The organism is Nakamurella multipartita DSM 44233 (assembly GCF_000024365.1).
GTDB classification, from domain to species: Bacteria; Actinomycetota; Actinomycetes; order Mycobacteriales; family Nakamurellaceae; genus Nakamurella; species Nakamurella multipartita.
The window spans coordinates 2,215,894-2,239,201 of sequence record NC_013235.1 but is presented as its reverse complement, the minus strand read 5'-3'; the positions used below and the strand labels follow the sequence as shown (position 1 = coordinate 2,239,201).

Below are 23,308 nucleotides of genomic sequence, written 5' to 3'. Positions count from 1 at the left end.
CGGGGTGGTCAGCCGGCCAGCGCGGTGTGCGGGGCGCCGGCGGTCTCCAGTGCGGTTCCGGCGCTCAGCCCGGCGATGACGGCCGCGGAATCGGCCACCCAGCCGAAGATTCCGCCCTGCGCGGCGATCATCTGCAGGCCTATCTGCTGGAACTCCGGGAAGTAGGAACCGACGCAGTCGGACACCACCAGGGCGTCGTACCCGCGGTCGTTGGCCTCCCGGACGGTGGTGTGCACGCACACCTCGGTCGTCACCCCGGTGACGATCAGGTGGGTGATGCCGTGCTCGACAAGCACGTCCCCGAAGCTGGTGGCGTAGAACGCCCCCTTGCCCGGCTTGTCGATGACGATCTCGCCCGCGATCGGGGCGAGCTCGTCGATGATGTCGTGGCCGTACGCACCCCGGATGAGGATGCGGCCCAGCGCCCCCGGGTCCCCGATCCGGGCGGACGGCTTGCCTCGTCGCAACTTTGCCGGTGGGCAGTCCGAGAGATCCGGTTCGTGGCCCTCTCTGGTGTGGATGACCAGCATCCCGGCCGCCCGGGCGGCGGCCAGCAGCTCGACCAGTGGGGGGACGACCTGGCGCAACAAGGCGACGTCGTTGCCCAGAGTCTCACCGAAACCGCCGGGCAGCAGGAAGTCTCGCTGCATGTCGATGACGACCAACGCGGTGCTCGCGACGTCGAACGGGAAGGGGCCGGGCTGGGCCGGGATGGTGATGGGGTCGGACACGGGCGCTCCCAGGATGATGGGCGGGCGGGGGTGGTTCGGTGCGCTGCGCTGCGCGGGGTCGTGATGTGCTCGGGTACGGGCTAGCGGGCGGCCAGATAGGCCCGCCACCCGCCGAAAGCGGTGATGTCGGCGAGATCCTCGTCGTCCAGGGCACTGGTGTCGGCGACGAAACCGATCTCGGTGCGGCCGTCGGCCAGCGCGACCCGGCCCAGACACACCGACGGGCTGGAGCGGGCCAGGATCTCGGGGAGGGCGGCCGCCGGTAGTCCCCAGAGCTCGACCTCGATGGCGGCCCCGGAATCCGGGGTGGTCACCAGGACCGGGACGGGCGTGGGCCCGCCGGTCCGCAGCAACCGGTAGCTCTCGGCGGTCGTCGTGGTGGCCAGCAGCCGGCCGCCCCGGTCGAGCAGGTCGGCGCACCGGGGCTGGCCGGACAGATGGTGCCCGACCACGGCCAGGGTGACCTCGCCCGGGCGGGACCGGCCCGGCGGCGGCGCCGCCGGCGGGACGAGGTCGCCGGACAGGGCCGCGGCGACGGCCAGGACCCGGTCGTCGGCCAGGGCCGGACCCAGCACCATCAGCGCGGCCGGCCGGCCGTCGGCGGTCAGCCCGGCGGGCACGACCGCCGCGCACAGGTCCAGCAGATTCCCGAAGTGGGTGTAGTGGCCCAGCATGGTGTTGGTCGCGATGGGGTCGGCCAGCACCTGATCGACGGTGAAGGTGGTGCCGATCGCCGGCAGGATCAGCACGTCCATGGCCCGCCACAGCTGCCGGACCTCGGTCTTGAGTTCGCCGAGCCGATGCTCGGCGGCAAAGACGTCGACCGCGGAGTACCGGTCGCCGCTCTGCATGATCGTGCTGATCACCGGGAGCACCGAATCCGGGTGGCTGGACAGGAACTCGCCGAACTCGGTGAGCCGCTCGGCCACCCAGGGACCCTGGTAGAGCAACTCCCCCGCGGCCAGGAACGGTCCGAACGGCGCGGTCACCACCCGCTCGAAGTCGCGGCCGATCCGGGCCCGGGCGGCCAGGTGGGCATCCCGCATCGGCGCGTCCCCGAAGAACTCCAGCTGACCGGGGTCGGGCAGGCCGATCCGCAGGGTGCCGGGGTCCGGGGCCTCGCGACGGCGCAACCGGGTGAAGGGATCCCGGTCGTCCGGGGCGGCGACGACGTCGAGCACCGTCGCGATGTCCGGCACGTTCCGGGCCATCAGGCTGATGCAGTCCAGCGAACGGCAGGCCGGCACCAGGCCGACGGTGCTGATCAGGCCGCGGGACGGTTTGAGGCCGACGATGCCGTTGAGGGCCGGCGGCACCCGCCCGGAGCCGGCCGTGTCGGTGGCCACCGCGAACGGCACCTGACCGGAGGCCACCGCCAGCGCGGACCCCGAGCTGGACCCGCCGGAGATCAGCTCGCCGCCGAACACGCTGCGCGGCACCGGGTAGGGCGTGCGGGTGCCGTTGAGCCCGGTGGCGAACTGGTCGAGATTGGTCTTGCCGACGTAGATCGCGCCGGCCTCGATAAGCCGCTCCACCACCGGCGCGGTCTGCGTCGCCCGGTAGGCATAGTCCGGGCAGGCCAGCGTGGTCGCTACCCCGGCGACATCGATGCTGTCCTTGACCCCGAACGGGATGCCGTACAGCGGAAGGCTTGTCGGGTCGGCGGCCTCGAGCTGCTTGGCCCGCAGCAGCAGCTCGCTGCGTTCGGCCACGCTGATCCAGGTGCCGTCGTCACCGCGGTCGGCGATGCTGGCCAGGACCCCGTCCACGACATCGGAGACGGTGGTGGCGGCAGTTCGGTAGGCGGTGGTCAGGTCGTCGATCGTGGGACCGTCGGCCGGTCCCGGAGCCGGGCGCTTCGACATGCGTCGATTGTCGACAATCGATGTATCCCGAAACCGCTCCGTGTGTAAACACTGCATTGCGCCGTCATCGGTGGCCATGCCGCGCGGTCCGGCGCGATCAGCCGGCGACGGCGGCAGCGTCCCGCCGGTACTTCAGATACCGCTGACCGCCGTGCTCGGCCAGGGCGGCCAGCACCACGTCGGTGTCGTTGCTCTCCAGCGCGGTGACCAGGGCCGCGTGCCGCCGGATGCCCTCCCCCGGGCCGACCAGGTTGGCCTCCAGCCGCAGGTTGATCGCCATCGGGCGCTGCAACTTGATCAAAATGGGTTCCAGGGTCAGATCCAGCTGCCGGTTGCCGGCCAGCGCGACGATGGCCGCGTGGAAGGCGCGGTGCGCGTCGTCGCGTTCGAGCTCGTCGTCCGATTCCTCGGCCGCCCGCATCTGCTCCAGCCGCGCTCGCACCGGCGCCAGCGGGTCGTCCCCACCGTCGAAGACCAGCGGCATGGCCGTGATGATGGCGTGCCGCTCGAGCACCGCGCGGATCTCGAACAGCTGCCGGATGTCCTCCTCCGACCAGGTGGCCACCCGGGCCCCCCGCCGCGGCAGGTGTTCGACCAGTCCCTGCTGGACCAGCAGCCGCAGGGATTCGCGTACCGGCGCCCGGCTGATCGAGAAGCGTTGGCAGATCTGCTCTTCGATGATCCGCTCGCCGGGAGCCAACGCGCCGGAGAGAATCTCGTTGCGCAACCGGCGGGTGGTCGCCTCCACCAGGCTCGGCGCGAACAGGTCGTCGCCAGGGGTCGGATCGGCGCTCATCGTCGCGTCTCCTCCCCAACCCACCGACCGGACCACCCGTGACCAGCCGCTGGTCCAGTGTAGAAGGACAGTCGCGTTCGGGTCGGTCGGTCGGTGTGTTCACCCGCGCGGCCGGGGTGGCCCGGTCGAGAACCGATTTCACCCGGTTGCTCGTATCAGCGGGCATGACCACCCGCGCGGGTGCCGCAGCCGGGTCGGATACCGGTGCCGACCATCGCGGCGAACAGGACAAACTGGCCTACCCTTGGTCAGGTGCTGACCCAGGCGGAGCACGCGCGGTTCCGCGCGGGCGAGTCCGACGCGGTCCGGGCGGTCTACCGGGAGTACGGCCGCCTGGTCTATGCGGTGTGCCGCAATCAGCTCGGCGACCCGCAACTGGCCGAGGACGCCGCCCAGCAGACGTTCCTCAAGGCCTGGCGGTCCGCGCACACCGTCGACCCCGGTCGGGACCTGGCGCCCTGGCTGGCCACCATCGCCCGGCGCACGGCCATCGACGTCTACCGGCAGGAGCACCGCCAGGCCAGTTCCGACCTGGACGACGTGCCGGCCGCGCATCCGGCCCTGGTGCAGGAACCGGTCGCCATCGAACGGACCTACGACGCCTGGCAGGTGCGCCAGGCGCTGGACGAGCTGCCCGCGGACGAACGCCAGATCATCCAGCTGCAGCACCTGGAAGGCCTGAGCCAGACCGCGGTCGCGCAGCGGCTGGGCGTTCCGGTGGGCACGGTGAAGTCCCGATCGTTCCGGGCCCACAAGAAGCTGGCCGGCCGGCTCGGCCACCTGCGGGAAGGATTCGATTGACCCGACCCGACCCGACCCGACCTGACCCGACCCGTCCGGCGCGCTGCGCCACTACCCTGCGAGAGGAGGTGAGCACCCTGTGGCTCCCGACCCCGGTTCCACCGACGACGATCGCCGACCCCCGGACGGGGCGGCCGGCAGCGCGACCGACCGCGCCCGGATCGACTACCTGACCGGTGACCGCGACGTCCGGCTGACCGCAGCCGATCAGGCCGAACTCGACGAGCTGCGCGACCTGCTGGCCGACCCGACGCTGTGGGCCGAACCGCCGGCCGAGCTGGAGGACGCGGTGGTCGCCGCCATCGCCGCGGAGTCGGGCGCCCGGGCCCGCGACCAGATCGGCGACCAGATCGGCGACCGGCCCCAGAGCGCTCCACCCGCGGACCAGCTGGCCGCCGCCCGCCGCCGCCGGGCCTCCCGGTCCGGCTGGCGCCGCCCGGCGGTCTGGGTGGGGGTCGCGGCCGCCATCGTCGCGGTGGTGGCCGGCGGGGTGCTGGTGCTGCGCCCGGCCGGCGAGCGGACGTTCGACGTGGCCCTGGCCGCCACCGACCTGGCCCCGACCGCGTCCGGCCAGGCCGTGATGGTCCGGAAGGACTCCGGCTGGGAGATCACCCTGACCGCAACCGGGCTGCCGCGGCTGGACAACGGACGCTTCTATCAGGGCTGGCTGCGCAACGCCGACGGCGTGCTGGTGCCGATCGGCACCTTCAACGACGGCACCGACGTCGTGCTCTGGTCGGGGGTTTCACCCGAGGCGTTCCCGACCATGACCGTGACCCAGGAACAGGCCGACGGCGATCAGGCCTCCTCCGGCCAGCGGGTGCTGGTCGGCACGGCCGTCGAGGTGAAGTAGCCGACGTGAAAGAGCAGAGGTGAATCAGGGCGGTTGCGCCCGGGAAGTGCCGATGGCCCGACACCGCCACATGGCGACCACCATGAACACCCTTGTCGTGACGTCCATCACCCCTGCGACACGAATCACAGTGCCGGCGGCGCGCACCGGTCGGCCGCACCCAGCAGCTGCGGGCCCGGCCAGCCCCGAAAGGGCGCCGGCCGCGCGGCCTCGGCGACAGCGTTGTCGCAGCTCCGGGCGCCGGAGCCGACGCACCGGCCGGTAGCGCCCGAACGTCGGCCCCGGGCGGGACTTTTCGGCCGATCCCGGCCCGGCGGAAACGTGACGTTGGCCACGTGGCACACACCCCCGTTCAGGTGGATTTCTCGTCCCCGGTCGTTCAGCATTCGGAGATTGCCTTGCACCGACATTCCGTCGTCGGGCGAGGACGAGGAACCACGCGCACGACCCAATGGAGGCGCCATGTGTCTGACCCTCGGCAACGCCGCGGCCGTCCACCAACACCGCGCGCGCTCCACGCCCCGCGGCGGGTACACCGAGACGCTGCACCATGTGGGGCACCTGGCCCCCGGTGACCTGTGGCGGCCCGCGGCCGAGCGCCCGCCGCACGTGGTGACCGAGATTCGCAACCGCGGCAACAGCGTGACCATCACCGATCAGCTCGGCCAGATCCACCGTTACCCGGCCGATGCGATCGTGCCGACCGCGGTCCCGGATCCGCTGGTGCTTGCCCCCGCCCGCCTGACCTACAGCGCCTGACCTACAGCGTCTGACCTTCAGCGTCTGAACCAACGATCCACCAGCACCTGAACTCCGCACCGGTCGAGTGCGCCTGACCTCTCGACCGCGTCCCGGGTCGCCCGGTCCCCTTCCTCGTCCGTCCACCCGGTTCGCCCGCTGCCGGTGCCGACGCCGCGTCCGCCTCCGCCTCCGCGTTCTGCCGCCTCCGATGGCCGCCCGGGGTGCACCGACGCGCTCGATCGCGGTGTTCACGCGTTTCACCTCCGGAAATTGACTGGCTGACGGCCGCGCGCGGCGGCATGATCCGCACCCGGGCGGCCGCCGCCGCCCGATCGCCCGTATCGCCGGAGGGCCCGTGGTGACCGTGACCGCCGGAACCGACGCCGAGCCCGGGTCCGGGCCCCAGGTCCGCACCGGCGCCGGGGTGCTCCGGGGCCGGTGGGACGCCGGCGTGGCTGTCTTCCTGGGCGTCCGGTACGCCGAGCCACCGGTGGGCACGCTCCGCTTCGCCGCCCCGCATCCGGCCCGTCCGTGGGCGGGCGTGCGGCCGGCGGTGGCGTTCGGCCCGCCGCCACCGCAACCCGGTACCGCCGCGCCGGGAACGGACTGGCTCACCCTGAACATCTTCTCGCCCGACCCGGCGCCGGCCGCCGGCCTGCCGGTGCTGGTCTGGATTCCCGGCGGCGGGTACCTGATCGGCTCGGGCAGCCAACCGGAGTTCGACGGCGCCGTCCTGGCTACCGGCGGGATGGTCGTGGTGACGGTGAACTACCGGCTGGGCCTGGAGGGTTTCGGGCTCCTGGACGGCGCCCCCGCCAACCGGGGTCTGCTGGACCAGGTGGCGGCGTTGCAGTGGGTGCACGAGCACATCCGGGCGTTCGGCGGCGACCCGGGCCGGGTGTGCGTCGTCGGCGAATCGGCCGGCGGCGGGTCGGTGGCCGCCCTGCTGGCCATGCCGCGGGCGGCCGGGCTGTTCCGCCGGGCGATCGCCCAGAGCGTGCCCGGCCCGTTCTTCTCGGTCGAGCTGGCCGCCGACATCGCCACCGCCTGGGCCGCCGAACTGGGGGTCCGGCCCACGGTCACCGAGCTGGCCGCGATCGACCCCGGCCGCCTGCCGGCCGCCGGCGAGGCCGTCTCCTCCGCCATCGGGCGGTGGGCCGACCGATGGGGACCGATCTGTTTCCGGCCCATCCCGATCGCGCCGGTCGTCGACGGCGACGTCCTGCCGGCCGCCCCGTGGGCGGCCGTGGCCGGTGGGGCCGGTCGCGACGTGGACCTGCTCACCGGTCACACCCGCGACGAGCATCGGCTGTTCAGCCTGCTCGACGGGGTTCTGGGCAGCGTGACCCCGGAGGGGGCCGACGCCGCCCTGCGCGCGCTGGCGCCGGGCCCGGACGGTGCCCGCCGCTACCGCGAGGCCTACCCCGGCGCCGGCCCGGAGCAGCTGTACGAGCTCGTCAACGGCGACTGGCTGTTCCGCATGCCCTCGCTGCAGCTGGCCCAGGCGCACGCGGCCGCCGGCGGGCGCACCTACCTATACGAGCTGACCTGGCCGGCTCCGGGCCTGGGCGGAGCGCTGGGCGCCTGCCACGGATTGGACGTGCCGTTGGTCTTCGGCACGCTGGACCGCGGTCAACCGGCCATGCTCATCGGCGACCCTCCCCCGGCCGCCGCGCGCGACCTGTCCGGCTGGATCCGCCGGGCCTGGACGGCGTTCGCCGCCGACGGTGACCCGGGGTGGCCGGCCTTCGACACCGAACGGTGGCTCACCCAGCTGCTGGACACCGACCCCACCGTCACCGGGTATCCCGAGCGGGTCTCCGCCGAGTTGTGGCGCGAGCACTCCTTCGCGGCCCTGCCGCTGCTCGGGCGCTGACCCGGCGCGAAAGTCGTTACGGGAACAGCGCTCTGACCAGCTCCGGGGTGGGCCCGGCCGGTTCGATCAGCACCACCGCGTCGTCGAACCCGGCGTCGGCGTAGCGGTGCAGCTCCTGTCCCACCCGCGGCAGGTCGCCCGGTCCGGCGACCGGCACCGCGGTGACGATGGCCCGCCGGCCGCCGGCGGCCCGGAACCGCTGATGGGCGGCGACAATCTGTTCCGGCGTTCGCCGGTAGCCCGAGGCCAGCCAGCCGTCGAACTCGCGGGCGGCCCGCTCGACGTTGGCGCCCCAGGACCCCAGCAGCAACGGCGGGCAGCCGCGGACCGGGTCGGTGACGCCCAGATCCGCGCCGTCGTCATGGCCTTCGGTGAGCAATCCGCGCAGCCGGCCCACCCGCTGCCCGAAGGTACGAAAGCGGGAGGGGAAATCCTGGTCGAGCGCGGCGAAGTCGGTGGCCGTCGATCCGGGACTCAGGCCGATGCTGAGGCGGTCCCCGCAGATCAGCTGCACCGAGCGGATCCGGTGGGCCAGGTCGACCGGGTGGTGCAACGGCACCTGCACGGTGGCCGTCCCCAGCTCTACCCCGGGAATCGTCCGGGTGGCCACGGCCGCGGCGGCCAGGGTGACGAACGGATCGGGCACGAACATGCCGCGGCCGATCAGCTGCGGGATCCACAGGCTCTGGAAACCCGCGTCCGCCAGCCGCCGGGCCCAGTCGACGACCGGCCGGGGCTCGGCGACCGACAGGTGGGCCAGCATCGCCCCCAGCCGCATCCGCGTCACCCGGCGGTGGACCGGCGCTCGGCCCAGCGATCGGTGGCGAAGCGCGCGTACCAGCGCAGGGCGTCCGGGTTGTCGACGGTGGCCAGGTTGGCCGCCTTCTCCAACGGCTTGCCGGCCAGCAGTTTCTTGATCGGCACCTCGAGCCGCTTGCCGGTCAGCGTGTGCGGGACGGCGGGCGCGGCGATGATCTCGTCCGGCACATGCCGGGGGGTGAGCCGGCTGCGCAGGGTGGTGACGATCTTCTGCCGCAGGTCGTCGTCGAGCTGGTAGCCCGGGGCCGGGGCCACGAACAGGCCCAGCCAGTAGCCGTCGTCAGGCAGATCCAGTCCGACCACCAGGGTTTCGGAGATCTCCGGCATGGTCTCCAGCACGTCGTAGAAGTCGGCGCTGCCCAGCCGCACGCCCTGCCGGTTGAGCGTCGAGTCGGAACGGCCATGGATGGCGATGCTGCCGTCGGCGTACATCGTCACCCAGTCCCCGTGCCGCCACACCCCCGGCCAGGTGTCGAAGTAGGACTCCAGGTAGCGCCGGGCCTGCGGGTCGTTCCACAGGTGCACCGGCATCGACGGCATCGGCTGGGTGATCACCAGGTCGCCGACGGCGTCGACCACCGGGTGACCGTCCTCGTCCCAGGCCGCGCAGTCGACGCCGGCCAGCCGGCCGGCGATCCGGCCGACCCGGACCGGGGCGTACTCGTTGGCACCGACGAACGAGCCGGAGATGTCGGTGCCGCCACTGGTCGAATCGATGCGCAGGTCGGGGCTCAGGTGCTCCATCACCCAGTGGTAGCCGGCCGAGGGCAGCGCGGAGCCGCTGACCAGCAGGTGCCGCAGCCGGCTCAGGTCCAGCCCGGCCCCGCGTGGGTCGACCCCGGCGGCCGCGGTGGCGGTGATGACGGCGGCACCCAGCAGCATGACGTCGGCGCCGGTGCGGGCAGCGACCTGCCAGACCGCCCCCGGCGGGTGATTGGGGCTGCCCTCGTAGAGCACCAGGCTGGCGCCCTGCATCAGCGCGTTGATCTGGATGTTCCACAGCGCCCACCCGGTCGAGGTGTGGGTGAAGATCCGTTCGCCGGGCCGCAGCCCGGCGTAGAGCCCGGACCACTTGAACCCCTCCAGGGTGATGCCGCCGTGCCCGTGCACCAGGCCTTTGGGCAGGCCGGTGGTGCCGGAGGTGAACAGCACCCACAGCGGATGGGAGAATTCGACCGGCTCGAACGTCAGCGGCTCGTCGCCGGCCAGCAGGTCGCTCCACGGGGTCGAACCGGCCGGGTCGGGACGGTCGAACACGTACGGGACGTGCACGAACCGGCGCACCGTCGGCAGTCCGGCCCGCAACTGGGCGACGACCTCGGCGCGGTCGATGTCCTTGCCGTTCCAGTGGTACCCGTCGGCGGCCAGCAGCACGGTGGGTTCGAGTTGGGCCAGCCGGCCGAGCGTGCCCTCGGCCCCGAAGTCCGGCGAGCAGCACGCCCAGACCGCGCCGACCGCGGCGGCGGCCAGGGCCGCGATCACGGCGTGCTCGGTGTTGGGCAGGTAGGCGGCCACCCGATCGCCGGGCACGACGCCGGCCCGGCGCAGCCAGCCGGCGGCCGACGCTACCGCCGCCCGCAGCCGGCCGAAGGTGATCTGCCGGGCCGGGCCGCCGCCCTCCTGCAGGCAGACCAGCGCGGTGGCATCCTCGGCGCCCGCGCGCAGCAGGTGCTGGGCCCAGTTCAACCGCGCCCCGGGGAACCAGCGGGTGAACGGCATCGGATCGGCGGTGCGCACCGTGCCGTCGGCCCGCTGCAGGTCGACGTCGAAGTAGTCGACGATCGAGAGCCAGAACCGGTCCAGTTCCTGCACCGACCACGCCCACAGCGCGTCGTGGTCCGGGAACGGACGAGATTTCCGCTCCTGCAACCAGTCCAGGTACGCGCGCAACCGGGAGTGGGCGATGCGGTCGGCCGACGGGGCCCAGAGGATCTCACTCATCGCGGGTTCGCTCGCCATGGCGACCGGTCTACCGGAGACTGGAGATCCCCGGAGCACCGACCCGGCCCGTCGAAGGGAACCCGCATGCGGCTGAGCACCGACCAGGCCCGCGCCCGGTTCGCCGCGGCCCGGGTGGCGCGGTTGGCCACCGTGTCGGCGGCCGGCGTGCCCCATCTGGTTCCGATCACCTTCGCCCTCCTCGACGATCAGATCGTCTTCGTGGTCGACGACAAACCCAAGCGCACCACGCGCCTGCGCCGGATGGACAACATCGCCGCCCAGCCGGCGGTCTGCGTGCTGGTCGACGTCTACGACGACGACTGGAGCCGGTTGTGGTGGGTTCGCGCGGACGGCCGGGCCACGGTGCACGACACCGGCACGGCCATCGACACCGGCGCGGCCATTGACACCGACCGGGCCATCGACGCCCTGGCCGCTCGGTACCCGGCGTACCGGCAACGCCGCCCGCCCGGTCCGGTCGTCGCGATCGCGGTGACCCGGTGGACCGGCTGGGCGGCGGCCGAATCCGGTTAGGCCTGCGCGTTGACCTTGGGCAGGATCTCCTCGGTCAGTCGCTTGAGGTCGTCCATCGTCTTGGCCGTCGGGACGTCCCGGAACGGCGGCCACAGCAGCGGCATCGTCATGCCCGCTTCCTGGTAGCGCTTGAGGATGTCCTCGACCTGCTGCGCCGATCCGACCAGCAGGTTGGACGCCTTCCCGGCCGGTGTCTGGTCGACGTCGGTGTCGGTGATGACGAACCAGATCATGCTGCACATGTCGAAACCCTCGGGCAGTTCACGTCCCAGCTCGCCGAGTTCCCGGTCGATCTCCGAGCGCCATCGGGTGATCTCCTCCGGCGAGTCCTGGATGCCGATCCAGCCGGACAGGCCGTACTTGGCAATGCGCCGAGCCGACCGCCGGGGATCCCGGGTCCCGCTGAAATAAATTGGTGGATAGGGCTTCTGCAGCGGCTTGTGCCCGAACCCGCTTGGCCCGAAATCGGCGAACTCGCCGTGGTATTCGAACACCTCGTTGGTCCAGATGCCCTGCATGATCTCCATCGTCTCGCGCACATGCGCGTGCCGGCGCGGGAAGATGGCCGTCGCGCTGGCCGCGGCGAACTCCTCGGGCATCCAGCCGGCGCCGATGCCCACGTTCAGCCGGCCACCGGAAAGATGGTCCTGGGTGGCCAGTTCGGCGGCCAGCACGCCCGGCGCGCGGTAGGGGGTGTCGATGATGCTCATCCCGATGCGGACCTTGGTGGTCTTGGCCGCCAGCCACGGGATCAGCGTCATGCCCTGGAACCACTGCCCGCGCGAGTTGACTGGCATGCCGTTCGGGAACTCGGTCATCATGCCGAACGGATACTGCAGTTCGCCGCGGTCGGAGGCCTCGGGCACCACCACCCGGTCCAGGGCCCAGACCGAGTCGAAGTCGAGCTCCTCGGCCAATGCGGTGAGGTCCTCCAGTTCCTTGACCGTCACCTTGTCGCGGAAATTGGGAAGGTACAGCGCGAGTTTCATGTGCCTGCGGCCTCCTGCGCATCGTTGCGGACCGATCGGCTGACCGGGTCCCGATCCTCACACGCGGGACCGGGCGGCGAAAGCGCCCAGTACATCAGCGGCATCTAGTGCAGATGAACCATCCCGGCGAGCCCCGCCGCGGACTACAGTCGGGCCCCGACTCCGGGTGGTGATCGATCGCGGACGGTGCGCATGGACGTGGTGGCGGTGGACGACGATCGCACGGGCGTGGAGCTGCTGCGGATGGTGCTGGAGGCCGACGGGCACACGGTGCGCACGGCCGGGACGGCCGCGGCCGCGCTGGAGCTGCTGCTGGCCGCGGCGCCCAGCGTGCTGATCACCGACCTGATGATGGGCGCCGATCGCCAGGGCGGCTACCGGCTGATCGACCAGGTGCGGCGCCGCCCGCAGCTGGACGGGCTGCCGGTGGTGGCGCTGACCGGGGTGACCAGCGCCCAGGACCTGGCCCGCGCCCGCGCCGCCGGCGCCGACCGCTGCCTGGCCAAGCCGATCGACGTCGCCGAATTCCTGCGGGTGCTGCGCGAGGTCACGACGCCGGCACCGGCGAGCGGGGCCGGTCGCTGACCGCGGCCGGCGCGGCCGCCGGCAGCACCACCATGAACGTGCTGCCCCCGGCGCCGGTGCTCAGCAGGGTCAGCTCGCCGCCCATGGCCCGCATCAGCCGTTGCGAGAGCGCCAATCCCAGCCCCGATCCCTCGGCGCTGCTGGTCCCGGCCCGATGGAACGGCGTGAACAGCAACGGCACCTGATCCGGCGCGATGCCCTCGCCGGTGTCCCGGACCAGGATCTCGCCGTCGCCCACGATCACCTCGACCCGGCCGCCGGCCGGGGTGAACTTGATCGCGTTGCCCAGCAGGTTCAGCAGCACCTGCCGCAGCCGGTGCCGGTCGGCCCACACCGCCGGCCCGGCGCCGACCGCGCGCGAGCTCAGCGCGATCGAGCGTTCCTCGGCCATTCCGGCGACGATCTGCATCGCCTCGGCGACCACCGGGCCGGCCGGTAGCGGCTCGAAAGTCAGCTGCAATTGTCGGGTTTCGGCTCCGGTCAGGTCGATCAGATCGTTAATCAGCTGGAGCAGGTGCCGGCCGGCGCCCAGGATGTGCTCGACCGCCGCCGACTGCCGCTCGGGGGTGAGCGGCAGGCCGCGCAGCACCTGGGCGAACCCGATGACGGCGTTGAGCGGGGTGCGGACCTCGTGGCTGACCAGGGCCAGCAGCTCGCTCTTGGCCCGGTCGGCGGCCTGGGCGACCGCCTGCGCCCGGCGGGCCTGGGCGACCCGGCGCCGTTCGGTGAGGTCGAACAGCTCGATGCAGAAGTGCCGGGGCTCGCTCTGCGACCCGCGGATGAGCGAGCCACTCAGGGCCGCCCACAGCGGCTCCGGCTCTCCGGCCCGGCGCACCCGGACCTCGGCCGGGGCCAGCCGCTGCTCGGTCTCCGGCTGCCGCAGCAGCGCGGCCAGCGCGTCGGCGGTGCCGGCCGCGTCCCGCGGGTCGAGCAGCTCGACCAGCCGCTGGCCGACGACATCGCGTCCGGCCATCGCGGTGAGCGCGGCGTTGGCGTCCTGGATGGTGCCGGACGGTCCGACCAGGGCGATGCCCAGCCCGGCGGCCTCGAAGGTGCTGCGGAACCGGGCCTCGCTTTCCACGAGTTGCCCGTACAACGCGGCGGTGCCGATGGCGACGGCGGCCACGTGGGTCAGGCGCTGCACCAGCTCGATCGCCGACTCATCGGGCACCCACGGCTCGGCGTGATACACCGCGAAAGTGCCGAGCACCACGCCTTGTTCGACCGCCAGGATCGGCCGCGACCAGCACGAGCGCAGGCCGTGCGGCAGGGCCTGCGCGCGGTAGTCCGCCCAGCGTCGGTCGGTGGCGATGTCGGCGACGACGACCTCCTGCCGGGTGAACGCGGCCGTGCCGCAGGACCCGGCCTGCGGGCCGATCGACAACCCGTCGATGGCCGCCCGGTAGGCCGCCGGCAGCCGCGCCCCGGCCCCGTGGTGCAGGGTTCGGGTGTCCTGGTCCAGCACCAGGATCGAGCAGCGGCTGTCCGGCAGGTGCCGCTCCATGGTGGCGACCAGGTCCTCGAGGCTCTCGGCCAGCGGGGCCCGGCGGGCGATCCCTTCCAGGATGCCGGCCAGCGCCCCATCGGCATCGGCCGGCGGCGGGACCACCTCGCCCGGGTGTGGCCCGGTGTCGGCCGCCGCGGGCAGCCGCAGCTCCACCCGGACTCCGGCCGCGTCCGGCCGCGGCGTCACCCGCAGCGTGCCGCCGTGGTCGGCGGCGAAATCCGCGACCTCGGCCAGCCCCAGCCCGTCCGCCGGTTCGGCCCAGCCACTGACGAACGGCGTCGTCGCCGTCTGCGACGTCCAGCCCGCCGGAAGCCCGGGCCCGTCGTCCACGACCAGCACACGCACCCCGGCCGGCCCGGGCCGGCCGCTCACCCGGAGCGTGAGCTGCCGGGCCCCGGCCCGGCGGGCGTTGTCGATCAACTGCTCGAGCGAGCGGATCAGCCGCGCCTGATCGACCAGCGCGACCACCGGAGCGGGCGCGTCGACGTGCAGGTCGAGCTCGGCCGGCCCAGTGCGGGCGAGCGCGTGGACCACGGCCGCGACGTCCACCCGCTCGACCACGGCCCCGGCCGTGCGGGCCACCCGGCCGGCCTGCCAGGCCAGCTGCGCGCCGCGGGCGGCGAGCCGGCGCAGCTGCTCGGCGCGGGTGGGCGGCTGATCGGGGCCGAGCAGCTCGGCCAGCAGGGTGAGCGCGCCGGCCTGGCCGGCGACCTCGTGCGCGGCTTCCCGGGTCTGCCTGCGGACCCCCCGCGCCCGCCCGGCGAGCAGCCGCGCGGCCACCCGAGCCGCAGCGAGATCGGCTTCGCGGGGCGGGGTTTCGTCGGTCCAGGGCAGCACGAGGTCAGCGCCGGCCAACTGGGCGGCGATCGCCGCGGCCGGCTCGGTCGACCGGACGAGGGCCACAATGGCACTATCGGGCGACGATCGGCGCACGGCGGCGACGTCGCCGGCCCGCACTACCAGGACGGCGCCGTCGGTGTCACCACCGTCGGTGTCACCATCGACGGTGACACCATCGGGTTCGACACCGTCGGTGTCGCCACGCTGGGCGTCTACACCTGGTGCGAGGAGCTTGTGCATGCCGGTACACCCCGCTCGGACAGGACTGACGTCCCGGCGTGCCCCGACGGGTCGTCCTCGATGACGATGCATCGAACGGTAGCACCGGGCCGGGCCACGGTGATGATCATCGATGACCACCAGGTGTTCGCCGAACTGCTCGGCGAGGTGCTCGTCGACCGGGGGCTGGAGCTGGTCGGCATCCACAGCACGCTGGCCGACGGGATGGCCGCGGTAGGCACCGTCCAACCCGATCTGGTGGTGCTGGACCACCGGCTGCCCGGGGACACCGGGGCCGGCAGCGTCCGGGCGCTGAAGAGCCGCTCACCCCGGACCCGGATCCTCATGCTGACCGCTGCCGACGAGCGGTCGGTGCTGCTGGAGGCGATGGACGCCGGCTGCGACGGCTTCGTGACCAAGCGCCAGCACATCGGCGAGGTACTGGCCGCGGTGACCGCGGTGCTGCGCGGCGACACGCCGATCTCGCCGGACATGGTCGGTGCGCTGATCGCCAGCCGGCCCCGCCCACCCGGCGGCGACCTGACGCCCCGCGAGTCCGAGGTGCTGCAACTCGTCGGCGCCGGGCGGTCCAACCAGCAGACCGCCCGCGAGCTGGGCATCAGCGTGCACACCGTGCGCAATCACGTCCAGCACATCCTGGACAAGCTCGGCGCCCACTCCCAGCTGGAGGCGGTGGCGATCGCCTCCCGGCTGGGGCTGCTGCGCTCGGGCAGCGACGGCACCCGCCCGCCGGCCCACTGACCGGCCCCGCTCACCGGGCCCACCGACCGGTGGCCGGCGGCGCGGTCCGGAGCGATCAGCCGGTCGGCGAGAGGGTGGTGAGCCGGCCGGCCAAACCCGGGCCACCTGCCGGATCCGGCGGCCCAGAACCGGTTGTTCGCCGAGGCCGCCCGGGTCCTGCGGCCGGGCGGGGTGTTCTGCGGGTCGGACAACCGGGGCGTCGGGCTGCGCTTCCAGCTGATCCACCTGGGCGACACCAAGACCGTGGTACCGGCCGAGACCCTGGGCGACCGGCTCCGCGCCGCGGGTTTCGCCGACGCCCAGGTGCGGGTGGGGTCCCGCCTCGTGTTCCGGGCGCAGACGCCGGTGACGCCCGGTCAGCCCTGACGCACGGCCGTTTTCGACGCCCGCTCACGTGCTCGTCGATCTCTCAAGGCTGAAACCCGTGACCTGTTCAAGGAGCACCTCATTGCCCTGATCCATGACCGACCGTCGTTCCCGGAGGGATCGAGTTCTGCCTCGCCGGCTCGCGGCCGGACAGGAACTGACACAGTTCGGCAGCAGTGGGGAACGAGCTTTGCGCCCCTGGTTTGGTGGCTGCGTAGGCGCCGACCTTGGTCGCGAATTGAGCGGCGGCGACGACGGTGTCCCCGCAAGCCAGGCGAAAGGCCAGGGCTCCGGTGAAGGCGTCGCCGCATCCGGTGGTGTCGACGGCCGTCACTTGCACGGTGGGGACGTGGACGACAGGGGCGGGACCGTCGAAGACAAGGCAGCCATCAACGCCGCGGGTGACGATGGCGCGCTGAATGTGGTGTGCGGCCAGCGCGTCGCGCAGCTCGGAAGTCGAGGTGGCACCGGTCGCGCCGACCAGGTGCTGCGCTTCGTGGTCGTTGAGCAGCAGCACATCGGTCAGGGTCAGCAGTTCCCGCGGCACCCGTTGGTAGGGCGAGAGATTGGTGACGACCGTGACTCCCGCCGCGGCGGCAGTGCGGGCTGCGGTCAGGACGACATCGATCGGGATCTCCAGGCACAGGACCAGGGCTGCGGCCCCGTCGAATGTCCGGGCGCCAATCTGGTCGGCGTTGACCAATGCGTTGGCTCCTGGCGAGATGACGATGGTGTTCTCACCCGCGGCATCGACGGTGATGACGGCGGTTCCGGTGACCGTCCCGGGACGGACCTGCACGCCGGCGACATCGACGCCGGCCGCGGCGGCAGCCGTACGCAGCAGGTCGCCGTTGGCGTCATCACCGACCGCGCCGATCAACCTCACCCGTCCGCCGAGCCGGCTGGCCGCGACGGCCTGGTTGGCGCTCTTACCCCCGGGGATGACGGAAAGGTTGCCGCCCCGGACCGTCTCCCCCGGTTGCGGGTGGCGCTCGGTGGTCACGACCAGGTCGGCGTTGAGCGAGCCGACCACGACGATCACGTCGGCCGGGTCCGATCGGCCGGCCGGTGGGGACGACGCGGTCACCGCGGCCGGTGCGGTCATCCGGTGTCGTTCGTTCATCGCGTGCCCCGTTCGGCTGTCGTCGTCCTCATGTGATTCGCGCTCCGTTCCGATCGGGCGCGGCGCAGCCGTTCGAGCGGCGGCGCCCACCCCGGTTTCCTGACTCTAGAAGTGACGGCCGTCGTGACCGTGGGCGAGCACCTCGGCCAGATGACGCCCCCGCCGCCCGGCCACCTGATCCAGCTGCAGTCGGCAGGAGAACCCGTCGGCGAGCACCGCCGCATCGTCGCCGGCGGCCTGCAGGGCCGGCAGCAACGCCGTCTGCGCGACTGCGACCGAGACCTCGTAGTGGCCGCGTTCGACGCCGAAGTTCCCGGCGAGCCCGCAGCAGCCGCCGACCGACCGCACCTGGGCGCCGGCCCGGTCGAGCAGTTCCCGGTCGGCGTCCCAGCCCATGACGGCGTGGTGGTGGCAGTGGGTCTGCGCCACCCCGACCACCCCGCTCAGGTCCGGTGGCGTCCAGCTCGGCAGCGACCCCAGGAACTCGGCGAGCGTGCGGGTGCGGGCGGCGATCCGTTCGGCGCGGGCGACGTCGGCCGGGGCCATCAGCTCGACGGCATCGGCGCGCAGCACGGCAGTGCAGGAGGGTTCGAGCCCGATGATCGGTATGTCGCCGGTGGCATCGAGCGCCTGCAGCGCGCGTCCCAGCTGCCGCCGGGCCCCGTCGAGCTGGCCGGTCGAGATCCAGGTCAACCCGCAGCAGACCGGCTTGTCCGTGACCCGGACGCTGACCCCGGCATCCTCCAGGACTGCCACCGCCGCCTGCCCGACCTCGGGCGCGAAATGGTCGGTGAAGGTGTCGACGAACAGCAGGACGGGGTCGCCCGGCGCGAGCGGGCGGGCGGCGAACCAGGACCGGAAGGTGCGGTCGGCGAAGCGGGGCAACGGGCGGCGCTGGTCGATTCCCCCGGCGGCCTTGATCGCGCGGGCCAGCGGACGAAAGCCCAGCAGGCCGTTGGTCAGTCGCGGAAAGCGCGCCACGATCCGGGCGGTCCGCGGCAGCCACCCGAGCGCGTAGTGGGAGGCCGGCCGGAGCCGGCCTCGGTACCGCTGGTGCAGCACCTCGGCCTTGTAGGTGGCCATGTCCACCCCGGCCGGGCAGTCCACCGAGCAGCCCTTGCACGACAGGCACAGATCCAGTGACTCGAGGACCTCCGGCGCCGCGAGTCCGGCGACCAGGCCGCCGTTGGCCGCCTCCTGCAGCACCCGGGCGCGGGCCCGCGTCGAGTCCTTCTCGTCGCGGGTGGCCAGGTAGGACGGGCACATCACGCCACCCGTCGCCGTCGTGTCGGCGCGGCACTTGCCGACCCCGACACAGCGGTGCGCGGCGATACCCAGATCGTTGCGGTCCGCCGGCAGTGCGAACATCCGGGCCGGCAGCGGACCGGCCCGGGGCACGCGAAGATCGGCGTCCAACGGGGCGGGGTCGACCAGCACGCCGGGGTTGAGCAGCGACTGCGGATCGAAGAGGTGTTTGACCGCACCGAACAGTTCGATGGCCCGCGTCGAGTACATCCGGGGCAGCAACTCGCTGCGCGCCCGTCCGTCGCCGTGCTCACCCGACAGCGACCCACCGAAGGAGACCACGACGTCGGCCGCGGCCTCGACGAACTCCCGGAAGATCCCGGGCCGGGCGCCGAACGGGAAGTCGATCCGGGCGTGGACGCAGCCGTCACCGAAATGCCCGTAGACCAGTGCGTCCAGCCGGTGGTCGGCGAGCAGGGACTCGAAGGCACGGAGGTAGTCGCCCAGCCGGCCCGGCGGGACGGCGGCGTCCTCCCAGCCCGGCCACGCCGGGGCGCCACCAGGGGTGCGTCCACCCAGTCCGGCGCCGTCCTCACGGATGCGCCAGAGCGCCGCGGCGGCCGGACCGCTGACGACGACGTGATCGACCGCCCGGGCGGCCCGGACCAGCGAGGTCGCGGCGGCGACCGCGGCCGCGGCGGACTCCCCCTGCACCTCCACGAACAGCCAGCCGGCTCCGCGCGGCAGGACGGGGACGGCGGCCCGCCCCCGGCGACGGCGGACCACGTCGACCATGCGCGCGTCGATGCCCTCGATCGCCCGGGGCGCGAACGGGAGCAACGCGGGCACTGCGTCGGCGGCGGCCGGCATGTCCGGGTAGCCGAGCACGACGAGCGCGGTCGCGGCCGGCACCGGGACCAGCGACACCGTCGCGCCCAGGATCACCGCCAGGGTTCCTTCGGTGCCGGCGAGGAAACGTCCGACGTGCAGGCCGTTCTCGGGCAACAGGTGCTCCAAGGCGTACCCGGACACCTGCCGCCGGAACCGGCCGAACTCGGTGCGGACGGTCGCGAGATCGCCACCCACCAGCGCCCGCAGCGGCTCGGTGAACGGCCCCGCCAATCCCGCACCGGCGGTGAACCGCTCGCCGTCGATGCCCACGACATCCAGGTCGACGACCTGATCGCCGGTGCGGCCGGCCGACATCGCGTGCGCACCACAGGCGTTGTTGCCGATCGACCCGCCGATGGTGGCCCGGGAATGCGTCGACGGGTCCGGCCCGAACGTCAGCCCGTAGGGCCGGGCGGCGGCCGAGATGGTGTCCAGCACGGCCCCGGGGTCGACGACCGCGGTCGCCGCGTCCGGGTCGATCGACCGGACCCGGTGCAGATGACGGGACAGATCCAGGACCAGTCCGGATCCGATGGCGTTGCCGGCGATGGAGGTGCCCGCGCCGCGCACGACCAGCGGGGTGCCGGTCCGGTGGCAGGCCGCGACCGCCAGCTGGACCTCGTCGACGTGCCGGGGGAAGGCGATCGCCCCGGCGACGACGCGGTAGTTGCCGGCGTCCGAGCTGTACTCCGCCCGCCGCCGGGTGCCGGTCTCGACCGGGACCCCGGCCCGCCGCAGCTCCTGCGCGACGGCCCCGGCGTCCGGGTCCGGTTCGCGTGGCCACGACATCGCCGACACCGCCGGGTCAGTCATCGGTCCCCGACCCCGTGACCAGATTCGTCCAGCCCGACCCGTCCCGGGCCGCCCGGAGGTTGACCGCCAGCACCTGCGTCCAGGCCTGGCCCCACCGTGGGCTCAGCACCGCGCTGTGGCCGGTCAGCAGCACGCGCGGTTCGGTCCACAGCTCACTATCCCCCGGGGGCGGCTCCGGATCGACGACATCCAGCGCCGCGCCACGCAGGGGCCCCCCGACGGAGCGCGTGGAGCAGCGCGGACTCGTCGACCGCGGAGCCGCGCCCGACGTTGTCCAACCACCCGGGTCCCAGGTCGGCCAGCTCGTTCGCCCCGATCGGGCCCCGGGTGCTCGGGGTCTGCGGCAAGCACAGGATCAGCGCGTCGGCGCGCGCACGCAGTTCGGCCAGCCGGTCCGGGCCGAGGACCTCGGAGACGAAGGGGACCGGACCGGCGGTTCGTCGCATCCCGAGCACCGTCATGCCCAGGGCCGCACCGAGTCGCGCGACCTGCTGCCCGACGGCGCCCAGCCCCACCACCCCGAGCGTCGCGCCTCCCAGTTCCTGGCCGACGCGCGGCGTCCACCGGCCGGCTCGCTGGTCGTCACGGTGCTGCGGCAGGTTCCGCCCACACCCGGGCGGCCCCGCCGGGTGGACGACGATGCGCGGGACGGTCGCCGCGGCCGGCGGCGGCGGGGCGGACGGCACGGTCAGCGCGCCTGCGCCGGCCGCCCAGATGATCAACTGACCACAGACGCGGGTAGTGATCCCAGTCCATGACGGCCGGGGCCCCCGAACGCTTCGACAAGGTGGCGGCACCCGCCGGTGCGCGACACGCCGAACCCCCGGACCGCCGTGACCTTCGGCTCTGCCGCCCGGCCCGGCGCCCGGCCATCGTGGGCTCATGGGCGCGACTGACATCTCCGGCCCCTCAGCGGGTCCGCCGTTCCCGGTGCCCCCGGCGCTCGCCGCCGGACCGGGGTGGTGGTGGCCCTGGGTGCGGTGGGCCACCCTGGGTGAGTTCCTCGGTTTCGCGGTCCCGGCGCTCACCGCTGCCGTCGTCTCGTCCTGGCCGGCCTGGGCCGCGGCCCCGCTGCTCGTGCTGGCCGGGGCGGCGGAGGGCGCGGCACTGGGCCTGGCCCAGGCTCACGTGCTGCACCGGGCGCTGCCGGCCCTGGTGGCCGGGCGCTGGGTACTGGCCACGGCCGCCGGCGCGGTGCTCGCCTGGAGCATCGGATTGCTGCCGATGCTGGCCGACGGTGCCCTGTTCGCGCTGCCGGTCCCGATCCTGGTCGTCGGCGGCCTGCTGCTGGGGGCGGCGCTGCTCGGCTCGATCGGCACCGCCCAGTGGCTCGTGCTGCGGCAGCTGGTCCCCGGATCGGCCCGGTGGATCGGCGCGACGGCCGGCGCCTGGGCGGTGGGCCTGCTGGTCTTCACCGCGATCACCACCCCGCTGTGGGCGCCCGGTCAGCCGGCCGCGCTGATCGCGGCGATCGGAGTGCTCGGCGGTCTGGCCATGGCCGGCACCGTCGCCGCCCTCACCGGGTGGGCCCTGGTCCGCCTGCTCCGCCCGCCGGCGCGGTGATCGGCCAGCGGAGACGCCGATCAGTCGCAACCGCCGGCGACGTGCCCGCGGAGCCACCCGCTGACCGTGGCGACCAGTTCGGCGTCGGGCTCCCCGGTGATCTCGTGGCCGGCGCCGGGCACCGTCACCACCTCGGCCTGGCCCCCGGCCCGCTCGACCAGCCGGGCCCCGTCCACCGCCGACTGGTAGGGCACCAGCTGGTCGGCGTCGCCGTGCACGAACAGCACCGACGGCGGCCGGCCGGCGATCCAGTCGGGGTCGAGATCACCGGCGATGGCGACGATCCCGCAGGGCGGCCGGCTGTCCGCGGCGTCCCCGTGGCCGGCGCTGAGCCCGGCCCCGAGCGCGGTCATCGCGCCGGCCGAGGTGCCGCCGATGGCCACCCGTCCTGGATCGACCCCGGTATCGACGCCCGCAGCACTGCCGGGGTCGGTCGCCGAGCCGCGCAGCCAGTCGACGGCCGCCTGCGCATCGGTGATCGCGTCGGCCACCACCGCCTGCCGCTCCGGGGTCGTCGCGTCGTCCAGCCCGAACGGCTCCCCGGTGCCCAGCCGGTAGTCGATCGAGGCGACGGTGTAGCCGCGCCGGGCCAGGGCCGCCCCCCACGCCTGCTCGGCCGGGCTGTCCCGGGTGAACTGGGTGAATCCCCCGCCGTGCACCCAGACGACGCCGACCCGGCAGGTGGCCGGGTCATTGGCCGGCGTGTAGAGGTCAGCGGCCAGTGCACCGGAATACGTCACCGTGCGCACCGGCGCGACGTCGAAGATCTCGCTGGTGTAGCGGCCGGCCTGGTCGTCCCCGCAGGGGCCGGCGGGCAGAGCCGAGAACGTCGTGGGCGCCGCGGCGGTCGCCGGTGCCGGTGACGTCGCCGGGTTGCCGGCGCAGGCCGCAGTGGCCAGACCGGTGGCCAGGCCGAGGGCCAGCAGCCCCAGCGCGGCGGCGCCGCGTCGCGGCCGCGCGTGCGGTCCCGCCGGCCTGCTCATCGACCCGGCAGCCGGATCGGCTCGCCGCGGTGCACCCACCAGGCCAACCCGAGGACGGCCAGCCCGGCCGCCAGCATGATCGGCTGGAGGAAGAAGTACCGCTGGAAGATGAGCCACTGCGCGACGATCCAGCCGATCTGGGCCGCCCCGGCGACCAGCGACGCAGCGTAGGCCCAGGCCCGGCCGGACAGCTCGGCGACGGCGGCCACGATCATCGGCGCCGCCACCACGAGCAGCAGGAACACGCCGGGCCAGAACCAGGACGTGAACGGGGTGCCCGCCAACCATTCCGGCAGCATCCCGATCGCGTTGTCGGCGATCAGGCCGACGCCGCCGAAGACCGCCCCCACGGCGACGAAGCACTCGACGGCGACCAGGGCGACCCCGGCGACCCGATGACCGGCAAAGCGGGCGGCAGAGGTGGTCGGCGCGTTCATGGGGTCCTCCTCGAGATCGGTGCACCCC

At 73.5% G+C, this 23,308-nt stretch carries 22 protein-coding genes; 9 read left to right on the top strand and 13 right to left on the bottom strand.

The features are described from left to right. Positions 1 to 8 precede the first annotated feature (8 nt). The 3 genes from NAMU_RS10090 to NAMU_RS10080 form a co-directional block, all read right to left on the bottom strand. On the bottom strand, positions 9 to 731 hold the full coding sequence (locus tag NAMU_RS10090) for a cysteine hydrolase family protein (protein ID WP_015747308.1): 723 nt from the start codon (positions 729 to 731) through the stop codon (positions 9 to 11). Between the two features lie 80 nt (positions 732 to 811). Next, positions 812 to 2,596, bottom strand: a complete 1,785-nt coding sequence (gene atzF, locus NAMU_RS10085; RefSeq protein ID WP_041368693.1) for an allophanate hydrolase — start codon at positions 2,594 to 2,596, stop codon at positions 812 to 814. A gap of 97 nt (positions 2,597 to 2,693) precedes the next feature. Further along, the gene (locus NAMU_RS10080; protein ID WP_015747306.1) at positions 2,694 to 3,392 is read right to left on the bottom strand and encodes a GntR family transcriptional regulator; all 699 of its coding nucleotides are present in this window, start codon (positions 3,390 to 3,392) and stop codon (positions 2,694 to 2,696) included. Between the two features lie 252 nt (positions 3,393 to 3,644). Between NAMU_RS10080 and NAMU_RS10075 the strand changes: the two genes are divergently transcribed. The 4 genes from NAMU_RS10075 to NAMU_RS10060 all read left to right on the top strand — a co-directional run bounded on the left by NAMU_RS10075 (position 3,645) and on the right by NAMU_RS10060 (position 7,663). Beyond that, positions 3,645 to 4,193, top strand: a complete 549-nt coding sequence (locus tag NAMU_RS10075; RefSeq protein ID WP_138180072.1) for an RNA polymerase sigma factor — start codon at positions 3,645 to 3,647, stop codon at positions 4,191 to 4,193. 79 nt (positions 4,194 to 4,272) lie between these two features. Continuing rightward, positions 4,273 to 5,046 carry an anti-sigma factor gene (locus NAMU_RS10070; protein ID WP_015747304.1) on the top strand — a complete coding sequence of 258 codons (774 nt, stop codon included), beginning with the start codon at positions 4,273 to 4,275 and terminating at the stop codon, positions 5,044 to 5,046. A 462-nt stretch (positions 5,047 to 5,508) separates the two neighbouring features. Further along, positions 5,509 to 5,805, top strand: coding sequence for a hypothetical protein (locus NAMU_RS10065; RefSeq protein ID WP_015747303.1), 297 nt, complete (start codon positions 5,509 to 5,511; stop codon positions 5,803 to 5,805). Positions 5,806 to 6,142: 337 nt separating this feature from the next. Beyond that, entirely contained in the window at positions 6,143 to 7,663 is a 1,521-nt protein-coding gene (locus NAMU_RS10060) for a carboxylesterase/lipase family protein (RefSeq protein ID WP_015747302.1), read from the top strand. A 16-nt stretch (positions 7,664 to 7,679) separates the two neighbouring features. On the opposite strand, the gene NAMU_RS10055 is transcribed toward NAMU_RS10060, so the two are convergent. Together NAMU_RS10055 and NAMU_RS10050 are read right to left on the bottom strand one after the other, a co-directional pair. Beyond that, positions 7,680 to 8,441, bottom strand: coding sequence for an LLM class flavin-dependent oxidoreductase (locus NAMU_RS10055; RefSeq protein WP_041370250.1), 762 nt, complete (start codon positions 8,439 to 8,441; stop codon positions 7,680 to 7,682). Positions 8,442 to 8,446: 5 nt separating this feature from the next. Beyond that, a complete protein-coding gene (locus NAMU_RS10050; protein ID WP_041368690.1) occupies positions 8,447 to 10,441 on the bottom strand; it encodes an acetoacetate--CoA ligase in 1,995 nt (664 codons plus the stop codon). 66 nt (positions 10,442 to 10,507) lie between these two features. On the opposite strand from NAMU_RS10050, the gene NAMU_RS10045 reads away from it, so the two are divergent. After that, positions 10,508 to 10,957: a TIGR03668 family PPOX class F420-dependent oxidoreductase gene (locus tag NAMU_RS10045; protein WP_015747299.1), complete on the top strand. Its 450-nt coding sequence runs from the start codon at positions 10,508 to 10,510 to the stop codon at positions 10,955 to 10,957. Here the strand turns inward: NAMU_RS10045 and NAMU_RS10040 are convergent. Continuing rightward, a complete protein-coding gene (locus NAMU_RS10040; RefSeq protein WP_015747298.1) occupies positions 10,954 to 11,946 on the bottom strand; it encodes an LLM class flavin-dependent oxidoreductase in 993 nt (330 codons plus the stop codon). The genes NAMU_RS10045 and NAMU_RS10040 overlap by 4 nt on opposite strands. Before the next feature lie 192 nt (positions 11,947 to 12,138). On the opposite strand from NAMU_RS10040, the gene NAMU_RS10035 reads away from it, so the two are divergent. Then, positions 12,139 to 12,531 (top strand): response regulator, encoded by a 393-nt coding sequence (locus NAMU_RS10035; protein WP_015747297.1) that lies wholly within the window; start codon positions 12,139 to 12,141, stop codon positions 12,529 to 12,531. Here NAMU_RS10035 and NAMU_RS27255 read toward each other — a convergent pair. Then, entirely contained in the window at positions 12,494 to 15,118 is a 2,625-nt protein-coding gene (locus tag NAMU_RS27255) for an ATP-binding protein (protein ID WP_015747296.1), read from the bottom strand. The two genes, NAMU_RS10035 and NAMU_RS27255, sit on opposite strands and share 38 nt — an antisense overlap. Positions 15,119 to 15,178: 60 nt before the next feature. Between NAMU_RS27255 and NAMU_RS10025 the strand changes: the two genes are divergently transcribed. Together NAMU_RS10025 and NAMU_RS10020 are read left to right on the top strand one after the other, a co-directional pair. Beyond that, entirely contained in the window at positions 15,179 to 15,859 is a 681-nt protein-coding gene (locus tag NAMU_RS10025) for a response regulator (RefSeq protein WP_083785783.1), read from the top strand. Between the two features lie 132 nt (positions 15,860 to 15,991). Then, positions 15,992 to 16,225 carry a hypothetical protein gene (locus tag NAMU_RS10020; protein WP_052307884.1) on the top strand — a complete coding sequence of 78 codons (234 nt, stop codon included), beginning with the start codon at positions 15,992 to 15,994 and terminating at the stop codon, positions 16,223 to 16,225. Positions 16,226 to 16,304: 79 nt separating this feature from the next. Here NAMU_RS10020 and NAMU_RS10015 read toward each other — a convergent pair whose 3' ends face one another. The 4 genes from NAMU_RS10015 to NAMU_RS10005 all read right to left on the bottom strand — a co-directional run bounded on the left by NAMU_RS10015 (position 16,305) and on the right by NAMU_RS10005 (position 21,019). Next, the gene (locus tag NAMU_RS10015) at positions 16,305 to 17,330 is read right to left on the bottom strand and encodes a ribokinase (RefSeq protein WP_083786017.1); all 1,026 of its coding nucleotides are present in this window, start codon (positions 17,328 to 17,330) and stop codon (positions 16,305 to 16,307) included. A gap of 123 nt (positions 17,331 to 17,453) precedes the next feature. Continuing rightward, positions 17,454 to 20,297 carry an FAD-binding and (Fe-S)-binding domain-containing protein gene (locus NAMU_RS10010; protein WP_015747293.1) on the bottom strand — a complete coding sequence of 948 codons (2,844 nt, stop codon included), beginning with the start codon at positions 20,295 to 20,297 and terminating at the stop codon, positions 17,454 to 17,456. Next, complete coding sequence (locus NAMU_RS29210) at positions 20,290 to 20,490, bottom strand: hypothetical protein (protein ID WP_407669233.1); 201 nt, start codon at positions 20,488 to 20,490, stop codon at positions 20,290 to 20,292. Before NAMU_RS29210 ends, NAMU_RS10010 begins: the two co-directional genes overlap by 8 nt. Then, positions 20,453 to 21,019 (bottom strand): NAD(P)-dependent oxidoreductase, encoded by a 567-nt coding sequence (locus NAMU_RS10005; protein WP_052307883.1) that lies wholly within the window; start codon positions 21,017 to 21,019, stop codon positions 20,453 to 20,455. The genes NAMU_RS29210 and NAMU_RS10005 overlap by 38 nt, the downstream gene beginning before the upstream one ends. 160 nt (positions 21,020 to 21,179) lie before the next feature. Here NAMU_RS10005 and NAMU_RS10000 point away from each other — a divergent pair, with 160 nt between their 5' ends. Then, on the top strand, positions 21,180 to 21,860 hold the full coding sequence (locus NAMU_RS10000; RefSeq protein WP_015747292.1) for a hypothetical protein: 681 nt from the start codon (positions 21,180 to 21,182) through the stop codon (positions 21,858 to 21,860). 20 nt (positions 21,861 to 21,880) lie between these two features. Here the strand turns inward: NAMU_RS10000 and NAMU_RS09995 are convergent, their stop codons facing one another. Together NAMU_RS09995 and NAMU_RS29205 are read right to left on the bottom strand one after the other, a co-directional pair. After that, positions 21,881 to 22,843 (bottom strand): alpha/beta hydrolase, encoded by a 963-nt coding sequence (locus NAMU_RS09995; RefSeq protein WP_015747291.1) that lies wholly within the window; start codon positions 22,841 to 22,843, stop codon positions 21,881 to 21,883. After that, the gene (locus NAMU_RS29205) at positions 22,840 to 23,280 is read right to left on the bottom strand and encodes a hypothetical protein (RefSeq protein WP_015747290.1); all 441 of its coding nucleotides are present in this window, start codon (positions 23,278 to 23,280) and stop codon (positions 22,840 to 22,842) included. Before NAMU_RS29205 ends, NAMU_RS09995 begins: the two co-directional genes overlap by 4 nt. Positions 23,281 to 23,308 lie beyond the last annotated feature (28 nt).

Excerpts from the sequence above, each read along its gene's own strand:
- atzF (WP_041368693.1), bottom strand. The coding sequence starts at position 2,596 with ATGTCGAAGCGCCCGGCTCCGGGACCGGCCGACGGTCCCACGATCGAC.
- NAMU_RS10080 (WP_015747306.1), bottom strand. The coding sequence starts at position 3,392 with ATGAGCGCCGATCCGACCCCTGGCGACGACCTGTTCGCGCCGAGCCTG.
- NAMU_RS10065 (WP_015747303.1), top strand. The coding sequence starts at position 5,509 with ATGTGTCTGACCCTCGGCAACGCCGCGGCCGTCCACCAACACCGCGCG.
- NAMU_RS10055 (WP_041370250.1), bottom strand. The coding sequence starts at position 8,441 with ATGCGGCTGGGGGCGATGCTGGCCCACCTGTCGGTCGCCGAGCCCCGG.
- NAMU_RS10050 (WP_041368690.1), bottom strand. The coding sequence starts at position 10,441 with ATGGCGAGCGAACCCGCGATGAGTGAGATCCTCTGGGCCCCGTCGGCC.
- NAMU_RS10045 (WP_015747299.1), top strand. The coding sequence starts at position 10,508 with ATGCGGCTGAGCACCGACCAGGCCCGCGCCCGGTTCGCCGCGGCCCGG.
- NAMU_RS10040 (WP_015747298.1), bottom strand. The coding sequence starts at position 11,946 with ATGAAACTCGCGCTGTACCTTCCCAATTTCCGCGACAAGGTGACGGTC.
- NAMU_RS10035 (WP_015747297.1), top strand. The coding sequence starts at position 12,139 with ATGGACGTGGTGGCGGTGGACGACGATCGCACGGGCGTGGAGCTGCTG.
- NAMU_RS27255 (WP_015747296.1), bottom strand. The coding sequence starts at position 15,118 with ATGCACAAGCTCCTCGCACCAGGTGTAGACGCCCAGCGTGGCGACACC.
- NAMU_RS10025 (WP_083785783.1), top strand. The coding sequence starts at position 15,179 with ATGACGATGCATCGAACGGTAGCACCGGGCCGGGCCACGGTGATGATC.
- NAMU_RS10015 (WP_083786017.1), bottom strand. The coding sequence starts at position 17,330 with ATGACCGCACCGGCCGCGGTGACCGCGTCGTCCCCACCGGCCGGCCGA.
- NAMU_RS10010 (WP_015747293.1), bottom strand. The coding sequence starts at position 20,297 with ATGACTGACCCGGCGGTGTCGGCGATGTCGTGGCCACGCGAACCGGAC.
- NAMU_RS10000 (WP_015747292.1), top strand. The coding sequence starts at position 21,180 with ATGGGCGCGACTGACATCTCCGGCCCCTCAGCGGGTCCGCCGTTCCCG.
- NAMU_RS09995 (WP_015747291.1), bottom strand. The coding sequence starts at position 22,843 with ATGAGCAGGCCGGCGGGACCGCACGCGCGGCCGCGACGCGGCGCCGCC.
- NAMU_RS29205 (WP_015747290.1), bottom strand. The coding sequence starts at position 23,280 with ATGAACGCGCCGACCACCTCTGCCGCCCGCTTTGCCGGTCATCGGGTC.